The organism is Pseudomonas hydrolytica, assembly GCF_021495345.1.
GTDB classification, from domain to species: Bacteria; Pseudomonadota; Gammaproteobacteria; order Pseudomonadales; family Pseudomonadaceae; genus Aquipseudomonas; species Aquipseudomonas hydrolytica.
The window spans coordinates 1,961,031-1,973,996 of the sequence record NZ_CP099397.1 but is presented as its reverse complement, the minus strand read 5'-3'; the positions used below and the strand labels follow the sequence as shown (position 1 = coordinate 1,973,996).

12 protein-coding genes are annotated in these 12,966 nt (G+C 65.0%); 4 read left to right on the top strand and 8 right to left on the bottom strand.

What is annotated here, in order from left to right; all coding sequences use genetic code 11:
- Positions 1–46: 46 nt before the first annotated feature.
- The 3 genes from leuB to leuC form a co-directional block, all read right to left on the bottom strand.
- Complete coding sequence (leuB, locus tag L1F06_RS09100; protein WP_129483542.1) at positions 47–1,129, bottom strand: 3-isopropylmalate dehydrogenase; 1,083 nt, start codon at positions 1,127–1,129, stop codon at positions 47–49.
- A gap of 89 nt (positions 1,130–1,218) precedes the next feature.
- Complete coding sequence (gene leuD, locus L1F06_RS09095) at positions 1,219–1,866, bottom strand: 3-isopropylmalate dehydratase small subunit (RefSeq protein WP_003243622.1); 648 nt, start codon at positions 1,864–1,866, stop codon at positions 1,219–1,221.
- Positions 1,867–1,877: 11 nt separating this feature from the next.
- Positions 1,878–3,305, bottom strand: coding sequence for a 3-isopropylmalate dehydratase large subunit (gene leuC, locus L1F06_RS09090; protein ID WP_129483543.1), 1,428 nt, complete (start codon positions 3,303–3,305; stop codon positions 1,878–1,880).
- A 278-nt stretch (positions 3,306–3,583) separates the two neighbouring features.
- On the opposite strand from leuC, the gene L1F06_RS09085 reads away from it, so the two are divergent.
- Complete coding sequence (locus L1F06_RS09085; RefSeq protein ID WP_003243618.1) at positions 3,584–4,465, top strand: LysR family transcriptional regulator; 882 nt, start codon at positions 3,584–3,586, stop codon at positions 4,463–4,465.
- A gap of 99 nt (positions 4,466–4,564) precedes the next feature.
- Entirely contained in the window at positions 4,565–6,718 is a 2,154-nt protein-coding gene (locus L1F06_RS09080; RefSeq protein ID WP_003243617.1) for a putative bifunctional diguanylate cyclase/phosphodiesterase, read from the top strand.
- A gap of 92 nt (positions 6,719–6,810) precedes the next feature.
- Here the strand turns inward: L1F06_RS09080 and L1F06_RS09075 are convergent, their stop codons facing one another.
- Positions 6,811–7,260, bottom strand: coding sequence for an Hsp20 family protein (locus L1F06_RS09075; protein ID WP_041772897.1), 450 nt, complete (start codon positions 7,258–7,260; stop codon positions 6,811–6,813).
- A gap of 218 nt (positions 7,261–7,478) precedes the next feature.
- Positions 7,479–8,435 (bottom strand): tRNA dihydrouridine synthase, encoded by a 957-nt coding sequence (locus L1F06_RS09070; protein WP_129483544.1) that lies wholly within the window; start codon positions 8,433–8,435, stop codon positions 7,479–7,481.
- A 94-nt stretch (positions 8,436–8,529) separates the two neighbouring features.
- Here L1F06_RS09070 and L1F06_RS09065 point away from each other — a divergent pair, with 94 nt between their 5' ends.
- Positions 8,530–8,925 (top strand): hypothetical protein, encoded by a 396-nt coding sequence (locus L1F06_RS09065; RefSeq protein ID WP_003243613.1) that lies wholly within the window; start codon positions 8,530–8,532, stop codon positions 8,923–8,925.
- 6 nt (positions 8,926–8,931) lie between these two features.
- On the opposite strand, the gene L1F06_RS09060 is transcribed toward L1F06_RS09065, so the two are convergent.
- Positions 8,932–9,381 (bottom strand): acyl-CoA thioesterase, encoded by a 450-nt coding sequence (locus L1F06_RS09060; RefSeq protein ID WP_003243611.1) that lies wholly within the window; start codon positions 9,379–9,381, stop codon positions 8,932–8,934.
- A 229-nt stretch (positions 9,382–9,610) separates the two neighbouring features.
- On the opposite strand from L1F06_RS09060, the gene L1F06_RS09055 reads away from it, so the two are divergent.
- Complete coding sequence (locus L1F06_RS09055) at positions 9,611–11,443, top strand: sensor domain-containing diguanylate cyclase (RefSeq protein ID WP_353851033.1); 1,833 nt, start codon at positions 9,611–9,613, stop codon at positions 11,441–11,443.
- Here L1F06_RS09055 and L1F06_RS09050 read toward each other — a convergent pair.
- Both L1F06_RS09050 and L1F06_RS09045 read right to left on the bottom strand, forming a co-directional pair.
- Complete coding sequence (locus tag L1F06_RS09050) at positions 11,413–12,252, bottom strand: alpha/beta fold hydrolase (protein WP_036987092.1); 840 nt, start codon at positions 12,250–12,252, stop codon at positions 11,413–11,415. The genes L1F06_RS09055 and L1F06_RS09050 overlap by 31 nt on opposite strands.
- Before the next feature lie 21 nt (positions 12,253–12,273).
- Positions 12,274–12,813, bottom strand: coding sequence for a TetR/AcrR family transcriptional regulator (locus L1F06_RS09045; protein WP_012018955.1), 540 nt, complete (start codon positions 12,811–12,813; stop codon positions 12,274–12,276).
- Positions 12,814–12,966 lie beyond the last annotated feature (153 nt).

Genomic DNA, 12,966 nt, shown 5'->3' with positions numbered 1-12,966 from the left:
CTATATAAACAGCCCGCCGGACCCACCCCGGCGCAGCCGTGGAAGATTACAGACTACGCAGCGCTTCGACTACTGCATCACCCATCGCAGCGGTACCGACCTTGGTCTTGCCCTCGGACCAGATGTCGCCGGTACGCAGGCCCTGATCCAGCACCAGGCTCACCGCTTTTTCGATGGCATCGGCTGCGGCCACCTGGCCGAAGCTGTAACGCAGCATCATGGACACCGAGAGAATGGTGGCCAGCGGGTTGGCGATGCCCTTGCCGGCGATATCCGGCGCAGAGCCATGGCACGGCTCGTACATGCCCTTGTTGTTGGCATCCAGGGATGCCGACGGCAGCATGCCGATGGAGCCGGTGAGCATCGAAGCCTCATCGGACAAAATGTCACCAAACATGTTGTCGGTGACGATCACGTCGAACTGCTTGGGCGCACGCACCAGCTGCATGGCGGCGTTGTCGACGTACATGTGGCTCAGCTCGACGTCCGGATAGTCCTTGGCCACTTCCTCGACCACCGCGCGCCACAGCTGGCTGGAGGCCAGGACGTTGGCCTTGTCCACCGAGCACAGCTTCTTGCCGCGCACGCGGGCCATGTCGAAGCCGACCTTGGCAATGCGGCGGATTTCGCTCTCGCTGTACGGCAGGGTGTCGTAGGCCATGCGCTCGCCGTTTTCCAGCACCTTGCTCTCGCGCGGCTGGCCGAAGTAGATGCCGCCGGTCAGCTCACGGACAATGAGGATATCCAGGCCGGCAACCACTTCCGGCTTGAGGCTGGAAGCCTCGGCCAGTTGCGGATAGAGGATGGCCGGACGCAGGTTGCCGAACAGGCCCAGTTGCGAACGGATCTTCAGCAGGCCGCGCTCCGGACGGATGGCCGGATCGATGGTGTCCCACTTCGGCCCGCCAACGGCGCCGAGCAGCACGGCGTCGGCGGCCTTGGCACGCACCAGGGTCTCGTCGGCCAGCGGCACGCCGTAACGGTCGATGGCGGCGCCGCCCAGGTCATCGAAGCTCAGTTCGAAACCCAGGGCGTACTTGTCGTTGGCCAGGTTCAGCACCTTGACCGCTTCGGCCATGATTTCCGGGCCGATACCGTCGCCAGGGAGAACCAGAATCTGTTTGCTCATTGCATCCTCATCAAACCGTAGGGTGCGCCGTGCGCACCATTCAAATAGTGAGTCAGTCGGTGTGCACAGCCTAGGCGGCCCCGCACACCCTACTTGATCGCGCCGAACAGCCAGGGGCTGCTCTGCTGGTGTTTGGCTTCAAAGGCCCTGATCGCGTCCTGATCCTGCAGGGTCAGGCCGATGTCGTCCAGGCCGTTGAGCAGGCAGTGCTTGCGGAAGGCATCGACCTCGAAGCTGTACTGCACACCATCGGGACGGGTTACGGTTTGCGCATCGAGGTCGACGGTCAGTTGATAGCCCTCGGTGGCCTCGGCCTGTTCGAACAGCGCATCGACCTCCTCATCCTTGAGAACAATCGGCAACAGGCCGTTCTTGAAGCTGTTGTTGAAGAAGATGTCGGCGAAGCTCGGCGCGATCACGGTGCGAAAACCGTACTCGTCCAGCGCCCAGGGCGCGTGTTCGCGCGAGGAACCGCAACCGAAGTTCTCACGGGCCAGCAGCACGCTGGCGCCCTGATAGCGCGGGAAGTTCAGCACAAAATCCTTGTTGATCGGGCGCTTGGAGTTGTCCTGGTTCGGCTGGCCGACATCCAGGTAGCGCCACTCGTCGAACAGATTGGGGCCGAAGCCGGTGCGCTTGATCGACTTCAGAAACTGCTTGGGAATGATCTGGTCGGTGTCGACGTTGGCACGATCGAGCGGGCAGACCAGGCCGGTATGTTGGGTAAAGGCTTTCATCAAAACTCTCCTCAGGCCTGGATCAATTCGCGAACGTCGATGAAGCGGCCGGTCACCGCCGCAGCGGCAGCCATGGCCGGGCTCACCAGGTGGGTACGGCCACCGGCGCCCTGACGACCTTCGAAGTTGCGGTTGGAGGTGGACGCGCAATGCTCGCCGCTGCCCAGCTTGTCCGGGTTCATCGCCAGGCACATGGAGCAGCCCGGCTCACGCCATTCGAAACCGGCCTCGATAAAGATCTTGTCCAGCCCTTCCGCTTCGGCCTGCGCCTTGACCAGGCCGGAGCCCGGTACCACCAGCGCCTGCTTGACGGTGCTGGCGACCTTGCGACCCTTGGCCACCTCGGCGGCGGCGCGCAGGTCTTCGATGCGCGAGTTGGTGCAGGAACCAATGAACACGCGATCGAGCTGGATATCGGTGATCGGCTGGTTGGCGCTCAGGCCCATGTACTTGAGTGCACGAGTGATCGAATCCTTCTTCACCGGGTCAGTTTCGACGGCCGGATCCGGCACGTTCTGGTCGACGGCCAGGACCATCTCCGGCGAGGTGCCCCAGCTGACCTGCGGCTTGATGTCTTCAGCCTTGAGTTCCACCACTGTGTCGAACACCGCATCGGCGTCGGACACCAGGTTCTGCCACTGTGCCACGGCCTTGTCCCAGTCGCTGCCCTTGGGCGCGAACGGACGGTCCTTGACGTAGGCGATGGTTTTCTCGTCCACCGCCACCAGGCCCACACGGGCGCCAGCCTCGATGGACATGTTGCAGATGGTCATGCGCCCTTCCAGCGACAGATCGCGAATGGCACTGCCGGCGAATTCCAGCGCATGGCCGTTGCCGCCTGCGGTGCCGATCTTGCCGATCACGGCCAGCACAATGTCCTTGGCGGTGACGCCGAACGGCAGCTTGCCTTCGACGCGCACCTGCATGTTCTTCATCTTCTTGGCCACCAGGCACTGGGTGGCGAGCACGTGCTCGACCTCGGAAGTGCCGATGCCGTGGGCCAGCGCGCCGAAGGCGCCATGGGTGGAGGTGTGCGAGTCGCCGCAGACCACGGTCATGCCCGGCAGCGTGGCGCCCTGCTCCGGCCCGACCACGTGCACGATGCCCTGACGCACGTCGTTCATCTTGAATTCGAGGATGCCGAAGTCATCGCAGTTCTCGTCCAAGGTCTGCACCTGGATGCGCGAAACTTCGTCGGCGATGGCTTCGAGGCCGCCCTGGCGCTCGGCCTTGGTGGTCGGCACGTTGTGATCGGGGGTGGCGATGTTGGCGTCGATGCGCCACGGCTTGCGCCCGGCCAGACGCAGACCTTCGAAGGCCTGCGGCGAGGTCACTTCGTGGAGAATGTGACGGTCGATGTAGATCAGCGAGGAACCGTCGTCGCGACGTTTCACTTCGTGCATTTCCCAGAGCTTGTCGTAGAGCGTCTTGCCAGTCATCAGCCTTACCTCATCAGCGCCTTGTGAGCACATCCGGAAACTGCCTGCGTTATCACCGCCCGGCGTCAGAAGTGCACTTTTCTATGCCCGGGCGAAAAGGCCCTTTGGCTTATGGGGTGAAATGCTATGATCGCGGGACGAATAACTCAAATTCATATTTTTCATCCAGAAGATTCCACAAAGGAATCGATCTGAAGCTGCAATCCGCGAGCTGCTAGCTGCCGACAAAAGACGCAGCGGCCAGCCTGCCTTGCAGCCTGTCGCCCGGAGCTGCCTCTATGGATCTGGCCAACCTCAACGCCTTTATCGCCATTGCCGAAACCGGCAGTTTTTCTGAAGCCGGCGAGCGCCTGCACCTGACCCAACCGGCCGTGAGCAAGCGTATCGCCGGCCTGGAACAGCAGCTGGGCGTGCGCCTGTTCGATCGCCTCGGTCGCGAGATCGGCCTGACCCAGGCCGGCCGCGCATTGCTGCCGCGCGCCTACCAGATCCTCAACGTGCTGGACGACACGCGCCGGGCGCTGACCAACCTGTCCGGCGAAGTCAGCGGCCGCCTGACGCTCGCCACCAGCCACCATATTGGCCTGCACCGCCTCCCTGCCCTGCTGCGCGCCTTTACCCGTGCCCACCCGCAGGTGGCGCTGGATATCCAGTTTCTCGATTCGGAAGTGGCCTACGAAGAAGTCCTGCACGGTCGCGCCGAACTGGCGGTGATCACCCTCGCCCCGGAAACCCGCGAGCCGATCCGCGCCGTGGCGGTGTGGGACGACCCGCTGGACTTCGTCGCCGCCCCGGAGCACCCGCTGGCCCGCGCCGAGGCGATCAGCCTGGCCGACGTGGCGCGCCACCCGGCGGTCTTTCCCGGCGGCAACACCTTTACCCACCATATCGTGCAACGCCTGTTCGAAGCAGGCGGTCTAACCCCCAACATCGCCATGAGCACCAACTACCTGGAAACCATCAAGATGATGGTCTCCATCGGCCTGGCCTGGAGCGTGCTACCGCGCACCATGCTCGACGAACAAGTGGCGCGCCTGCCCGTGCCGGGAATCCAGCTCACGCGTCAACTGGGCTACATCCTGCATACCGAGCGCACCCTGTCCAACGCTGCGCGGGCCTTCATGGCCCTGCTGGATGCGCAGCGCGACGATCTTGCATAGCCGGCCGGGCTTTGACTAACGTGGTGTTACCCCTATCGCATAGGCTCTGCATGACAGCATCAGGTGTCCTCCCCATCGCGCCTCGCAGAAGGACCGGCCATGGCCAGATCCACTGACCTGCCCCCACGCCTGCCGCACATCCCGGCCAAGGATCCTGCCGAGTTCGAGCAGACCTGGCGCGATGCGCCGCGACTGCTGGCGGCGCTCAACGGGGCCCGGCTGGGAGCCTGGTACTGGGACATCGACAGCGGCCAGGTCAGCTGGTCGCGCGGGGCTCAGGCCCTGTTTGGCCTGGATCCCGAACGCCCGCTGAGCAGCAGCGTCGAGTACATCGAACTGATCCCCGACGAAGAGCGGGGTGCGGTGCTGCGCCAGTTCAATGCCATTCTCGCCGGCAACGACGAAGGCCGCGCGCTGCGCCACCGCATCCGCTGGCCGGACGGCAGCCTGCACTGGCTGGAGATCAGCGGCAGCCTGCAGCGCGAGGCAGACGGTCGAAGGCGCATGTTCGGGGTGATTCGCGACATCACCCAGCAGCAGGTTCGCGCCGATGCCTTGCGCGCCTCCGAGGAGAAGTTCGCCAAGGCATTCCACTCCAGCCCGGACGCCATCACCATCACCGAGCGCGACACCGCGCGCTACATAGAGGTCAACGAGGGCTTCACCCGCCTCACCGGCTACAGCTCGGCCGAAGTGATCGGGCGCACGGCCTTCGAGCTCAACATCTGGGCCTTCCCTGAGGAGCGCGCAGTGATGCTCGATCACCTGGCCAAGAACGGCCAGGTGCTGCACATGGAAATGCATGGGCAACACCGCAATGGCGATGTGCGCCTGGTGGAGGTTTCGGTTCAGCCGCTGGATCTCAATGGCAGCTCCTGCCTGCTGCTCACCGCCCGCGACATCAGCGAGCTGAAACAGGCGCAGGCTCAGGTCCAGCACCTGGCCTATCACGATGCACTGACCAACCTGCCCAACCGCGCCATGCTGATCAATCGCCTGACCCAGCAGATCGCGCTGCTCAAGCGTCACGACATGCGCAGCGCCCTGCTGTTCATCGACCTGGATCACTTCAAACACATCAACGACTCGCTCGGCCACCCGGTCGGCGATGCGGTACTGCGCCTGGTAACCGCCCGCCTGGAAGCCACCGTGCGCCTCGAAGACACCGTGGCGCGCCTGGGGGGCGACGAGTTCGTGGTGCTGCTCTGCGGCCTGCAGGGCAAGCGCTCGGAAGTCACCCGTCAGGTCCGCCAGGTCGCCGAGAAACTGCGCCACTTGCTGGCCGAGCCCATGCTGCTGGACGGGCACCATCTGCAGGTCACACCGAGCATCGGCATCGCCCTGATTCCCGACCACGGCGAAACCCCCGCCGACCTGCTCAAGCGCGCCGACATCGCCCTGTATCGGGCCAAGGATTCGGGCCGCAATGCCATTCAGCTGTTTCGCAGCACCATGCAGGACGCCGTCAGCGCCCGTCTGCGTCTGGAGAACGACCTGCGCCTGGCACTGGCACGCGGCGAGTTCGAACTGCATTTCCAGCCCCAGGTCGATGCCCGCGATGGCCAGGTGGTCGGCGCCGAAGCCCTGCTGCGCTGGCAGCACCCTCAGCACGGTCCGCAGTCGCCGGCGCAGTTCATTCAGGTGTTGGAAGAAAGCGGGCTGATCATCGAGGTCGGTGGCTGGGTGCTGACCGAAGCCTGTCACCTCTGCGCCCGCCTGCTGGCCGACGAGCTGATCGACGCCGAGCGCTTCAGCCTGTGCGTCAACATCAGCCCCAGGCAGTTCCGCCAGCACGATTTCGTCGAGCGCGTGGCCGGCTGCCTGCGTACCAGCCAGCTGCCCCACGCCATGCTCAAACTGGAAATCACCGAAGGCATCGTGATCCAGAACATCGACGACACCGTCGGCAAGATGCTGCGCCTGAAGAAGCACGGGGTCAGCTTCGCCATGGACGATTTCGGCACCGGCTACAGCTCGCTGACCTACCTCAAGCGTCTGCCGGTGGACATGCTGAAAATCGATCAGTCGTTCGTGCGCGATGCCACCAGCGACCCCAACGACGCCGGCATCATTCGCGCCATCGTCGCCATGGCGCGCAGCCTGGGCCTGGGGCTGATCGCCGAGGGCGTCGAGCAGCAGGAACAGCTGGACTTCCTGCAAGCGCAGGACTGTCACCTTTATCAGGGCTACCTGTTCAGCAAGCCGGTGCCGGAGGACGCCTTCCGCGCCCTGCTCGGCCAACATCGCAGCTGAGCCGGCCACAGGACCGGCAGCTCCGCTTCATTCATGGCAAAAACGCAGAAGGCGCCCCGCGGGGCGCCTTCTTCTTTCGGCATCGACCGGACTCAGTTTTCCAGCGCCGGACGCTGTTCACCGATAGGGATGCGCTTGGGCTTGGCCTCTTCCGGGACGATACGTTCCAGCTCGATATTGAGCAGGCCGTTGACCAGATCGGCACCTTTGACCTCGATATGGTCGGCCAGGCGGAAGGACAGCTTGAAGGCGCGCTGGGCAATGCCCTGGTGCAGGTAGCTGACGCTCTCGGCACTGCGGTCACGCTTGTTGCCGACCACGCTCAGCACGCCACGCTCGACCTGCAGTTCCAGGTCCTCCTCCTGGAAACCGGCTGCCGCGACCACGATGCGGTAGTGGTCCTCGCCGTGCTTCTCGACGTTGTAGGGAGGATAGGAACTGCCGGCGTCGTTGCTGCGCAGCGCGGACTCGAACAGGTCGTTGAAACGGTCGAAACCGACGGACTGGCGGAACAGGGGGGCCAGGGACAGTACGTTGCTCATGAGTATTCTCCTGAAAATTTCAGCAAGGGTCATATCGCGGAACCCGACTTCGGCATCCCGCATCCCCTTAACTGAGGTCAGGTGGAGAATTTTCAAGCGCCTGAAAAATTCGTTTACAGGTCAGGCTCGCCAGCCTCGGCGATAGGGTTTTGCGAGCGCCTAGGCCGAGTGCCCCCACTACCCGTGCGGATTGACCGCCCGGGCACGCGCGTTGCGTCCTATGCAGGCGCTGCAACCGTCCCGAGCAGCCGGTCGATGCGCTCGCAATCCTGCTCGCGGCGAACCTCGGCAAACAACGTCACGGCTTCGGGATAGGTGCGCGTAAGCATCGCCAGCCACTGTTTCAGGCGCCCCGGCGCATAACGCGGTGCCAGCTTGCGCCGCGCCTGCCGCCAGAAGTCCTGCAGCAGCGGCTGCAGTTCCTCCCAACTCATTTCCTGCGGCTGCTCACCCGCCCTGACCGCTGCGATCTGTCGCGCCAGGCCTGGGCGCGAGACCAGCCCGCGCCCGAGCATGATGTCGTCCACGCCGCTGATCTCCCGGCAACGACGCCAGTCCTGCAGCGTCCACACCTCGCCATTGGCAAACACCGGCACGGCCACCACCTCCTGCACCCGCGCCACCCACTCCCAGTGCGCCGGCGGCTTGTACCCTTCGACCTTGGTACGCGCATGCACCACGATCTGGCTCGCGCCGCCCTCGGCGAGCGCCCGCGCACAGTCCAGCGCGACGCTCTTGTCCTCGAAGCCCAGGCGCATCTTCGCCGTTACCGGAATCTCGGCCGGCACGGTGCGCCGCACCTCGCGCACGATCGCGTGCAGCAGCTCCGGCTCCTTGAGCAGCACGGCACCACCGCGCGACTTGTTCACCGTCTTGGCCGGACAGCCGAAGTTGAGGTCGATCACCGGCGCGCCCAGGCCACAGGCAAAGGCGGCGTTGTCGGCCAGACACTGCGGATCGGAGCCGAGGAACTGCACGCGCATCGGTGTGCCCGCCTGGGTGCGGGCACCGGCGAACAGCTCGGGGGCGAGCTTGTGGTAGGTGGCGGCCGGCAGCAGGCGGTCGCTGACGCGAATGAATTCGGTGACGCACCAGTCGATACCGCCGATGCGGGTCAGTACGTCGCGCAGGATCTCGTCGACCAGCCCCTCCATGGGTGCCAGGGCGATTTGCATGGAGTCGTCCGAAAAAATGGGGCGCACAGTTTAAGGGGTCGCCGGCCATACGCAAGATGATCCACACTGCTGGGGCCACCAACGGAGGACATCCATGCTTCGCATCATGCTCATGGTTTTCGGCCTGCTCGCTAGCGGCGCACTGGCCGCCGATCCCCTGCCGCGCGGCGTCGAACACATGCCCGCCGACGCTGCGAGCGATGCCCCGGCGCGCCTGATCTTCAGCCGCGACAGCAATGCACCCAACGCCTGCGACGTCGAGCTCTACGTCAACCAGCAGGTGGTCGCCACGCTGGGGCCGGGAGAGCGCACCAGCCTCGACCTGCCCAGCGGCGAGCTGAGCCTCGCGGTAGCCCTGTCGCCAAGCGGCTATTGCGGCGGCCGCGGCCCGGACGCCATGCAATCGATCCTGCTGCGCCCCGGCGAAACCAGGCAGTTCGCGATCATGGTGGAGCCTGAGCAGGTCTTTCTCGCACCACTGCTCAACTGACCGGCGCTACAGCTCCAGCGGATAGGGTTGCAGCAGCGCCTTGCCGTAGCCGTCGACGAACTCCGCGGGCATGCGCTTTGGCCGGCCACTGGAGAGCTCGATACAGACGAAGGTGGTCTTGGCCCGCAACAGCGTCACCGCATCCTCGGGACGCAGCAGCTGAAAGCGCCGGTCCATCTTCAGCCGCTGGTCGGATTCGACGATCCAGGTCGCCATTTGCAGATGCTGCCCTTCGTAGGCGCTGGCCAGGTAATCGATCTCATGCCGGACCACGGCCATGGCGCGATCCAGGCGGCGGTACTCCACCAGATCCAGCCCGAGAAACTGCGAATGACGCCAGGCGCAGCGCTCCAGCCAACTGACGTATACCGCATTGTTGGCATGGCCGAGACCGTCGATGTCCTCGGCAGACACCTGGATGTCGATGACGAAGGGGCTGGGAAGATCCCAGTTCATGGCTTTACCTCCGGGCTTGCAGCCAGCGCGGAATGTGCGTGGCGAGCTGGGTGATCGGTCGCAGGCGCAGTGGCGGCCACGCCCTCGAAGCCCCGCATGATACGCCGCTGCCCAGCCAGGTGCAGCGCCATGCTTTCATCGCACCGTGCCATCACGCCATAATGCGGCGAACTCGCCTGCCAGCACGAGAACCGAGCAATTGACTGCCACCCTGCGCCTCCTGTTGCTGATGCTGCTGCCAGTCCTGGCCTGGGCGGAGAGCCTGCCTCTGCCGATCGGCCAGACGCCGGTGCTGCCAGGCCCCTACATGCAGGTCTGGCAAGATCCGCAGGGCCAGACGGATTTTGCCCAGGTCAGCGCCCTGCCCGACTCGGCATGGCGCGACGTGGGCCGGCGCGATGCCAGCTTCGGCTATGGCGGCAGCGCCTACTGGCTGCGCCTTGACCTGCACAACCCCCACTCCCGATCGTTCGGCTGGGTGCTGCTGATCGGCAACCCGCTGCTCGACCAGCTCGACGCCTACGGACTGGACGGCGAGCGCGTATACCGCGCCGGCGATCAGCGCCCCTTCGACTGGCGCTGGGTGGAGCACCGCCAGTTGGTGCTACCGCTGAACCTGGAAACGGGAGAGACGCGGCGCATCTGGCTGCGCATGCAGACCGACGGCTCGGCCAACCTCAGCGCCAGCCTGATGACGCGCGAGGCGTTCGACCATCAGGAGCAACGCAGCCTGCTGCTGCAGGGCCTGTTCTTCGGTGCGCTGCTGGCGATGTTCATCTACAACCTGAGCATCTTCTGCATCACCCGCGACCGCAATTACCTCTGGTACAGCCTGTTCGTCGCCGGTTTCAGCCTCTATCAGTTCATCCAGCTCGGCTTCGCCCTGCAGTGGCTGTGGCCCAACGCCATGGTCTGGCATCAACTGAGCTTTCCGCTCAGCTCGGCCCTGGCCACCCTGTTCGGCATTCACTTCACCCAGGGCGTGCTGGAACTGGACAAGGCGCCGGCGCCTTATCGCTGGGTCGTGCAATCGCTCAAGGCCTGCACCTGGCTGGTCGTGGCCATGGCCCTGTTCGGCCCCTACACGCCGGCATTGTTCGGCAGCTTCCTCCTGCTGGTGGCCTGCGCCGTGGCTGCCTTCCTGATCACCCTGCTGCGCTGGCGCGCCGGCTTTGCGGCTGCGCGCCTGTTCGCCCTCGGCTGGTTCGTGCTGATAGCCGCAAGCCTGGCCAGCATCCTCAGCGGCACCGGCCTGCTGCCTTATTCGCTGCTGACCCTGCATGCCCAGCAGATCGGCGGGCTGATCGAGATGACGGTCTTCTCCATCGCCCTGGCCGCCCGCATCCGCCATATCCAGGAAGCCAAGCGCCAGGCCCAGACTCAGCTGATCGCTCAGGAGCGTCATCTGCGCGCCGAACAGGCCAGGCACCTGGAACTGCAGACGCAGATCAGCGAAAGCCTGGAGCAACGCGTGCAGGAGCGTACCGCCACGCTGCAGGAAACCCTGCACCAACTGTCCAACGCCAACCTGCGCCTGGCAGAACTCAATCGCCGTGACGGCCTGACCGGTCTGTTCAACCGCCAGACCCTCAGCGAAGAGCTAACCCGGGCCTGTGCCCGCGCCGAACGCGGCAAACAGTCAGTGGCCATCCTGATGCTGGATCTGGACCACTTCAAACAGGTCAACGACCGCTATGGCCACCTCGCCGGGGACGCCTGCCTACGCCATGCGGCGCAACGCATCCAGCAGCGCCTGCGCAGCAGCGATCTGCTGGCCCGCTTCGGCGGCGAGGAGTTCGTCGCCCTGCTCGACAACACCAGCCTGGACGGCGCGCTCGATCTGGCCGAGCAATTGCGCGACGACCTGGCCCGGCATCCCTGCCCGTACCAGCAGCATTCGATACCGCTGAGCCTGAGCATCGGCCTGCACGCCGGCGTACCGCATGACCCGAGCTGCGGCGAGCACTGGCTCGACCTGGCCGATCGCGCGCTGTATCGCGCCAAGGCAGGCGGCCGCAACCAGGTCGTCAGCTACGAAGCCAAGGCCTTCGACGGCGCCTGACGCACCTCGCCGAGCAGCCCCAGCACCGCCTGCAGAAGCAGCGGATCACCCAGCACCCGCTGATGCCCGCCGGCCGGCAAACGCAGCAACTGGCTGTCGAACCAGGCGCCGTGAATCAGCTCAGCTTCGCTCACGGGCACCACCTGATCATCCTCGGCATGCACGACCAGCCCCGGCAGCTCCAGTTGATAGCGCTGCACGTCGAGATGCGCCGCCGGAATGCCAGCAGTCCTCTCCACCTGGCGCACGAAATGCGAACGCGCCACCGCCGGCAGGCCCATGAAGCGGGCGAAGCCGCGCAACACGGTAAGTATCCGGCTTGGTGCGGAGATGCTCACCAGCGCCTCGGTACGTAGCCCCATCTGCGTTGCCAACAGCGCGCTGGCACCGCCCATGGAATGACCGATCACGGCCTTCAGCGGCGGCAGCTCGCTGGCGGCTTCGAGCAATGCCCGTGCGAACAGCGCCAGGTTGGCCTCGCGACCAGGCGAGCGTCCATGGGCCGGGGCGTCCAGCGCCACGACCCCGTAGCCGGCATCGACCAGGCCACGAATCAAGTAGGCGAACTGGGTCGGCCGCCCCTCCCAGCCATGCATCAGCAGCACGGTTGGGCCGCTGCCCCAGCGCAGCGCGGAGAGACCGAAGCGCAGCGTGATGCGCTCGGCACTGGTCAGCAGCGGCAGCTCCCAGTCCCGCGGAGGCAGATTGCGCGGCGTCATGAAACGCTCGCGCAGACGGCTGGCGACCATTTGCGGAGCTACTCTGCCCAGGGTTGCATTGACACCACGTACCCATGTCATCTGGTTCATCACCTTCTCCTTCGAGCCTGATCACACCACTGCCGACTTGGCAGCACGTAACACACGGTCGGACAACTCGCCGGGGCCCAGCGCCCGGGCCAGAGCCAGACCACCCACCATCAGCGCCAGGTCAGCCAGCGCCGCATTCGCCTCTTCCGGCGCACTGCTCATCTGCGCCACCATCAATTCAATGTGTTCGGCCAGGACCTGACGAAAGCCGTCCGGCATGCGCGCGATTTCCGCCAGCGAGCTGGGCAGCGGGCAACAGGCTTCAGGCGTGTCGCGATGCCGACGCGACAGGTAGAACGCCGCCATCAGGGCCCTGCGGTCCACGCCGGCGAGTTTCGGATCGACCGCTGCCACCCCCTCGCGCCGTGCGCTGAGCAACTGACGGAAGGCCTCGAGCATCAGGGCGTCCTTGCTGGGGAAATGGGCGTAGAAGCCCCCCACCGTCAGCCCTGCAGCGGCCATCACCTCCGCGACCGCGGGATCGCTGGGGCCGCGCTCTGCAAGCACGCGCTGCGCAGCAGCGAGAATGCGTTTGCGGGTTTGAATCTTGCCGTCGCTCATGGCCAAGTCCTTTCATATGACGGACACAATATTACGATCGTCATATTAATTTGCAAGTTGCCGCAGCGACCGTTGGTCCGCCGGCAACGCGACGGCGCACAGACCCGAGAAAGAGAAGGCAGAAACAAAAAGGGGCCGCCTCTGAAGAGGCAG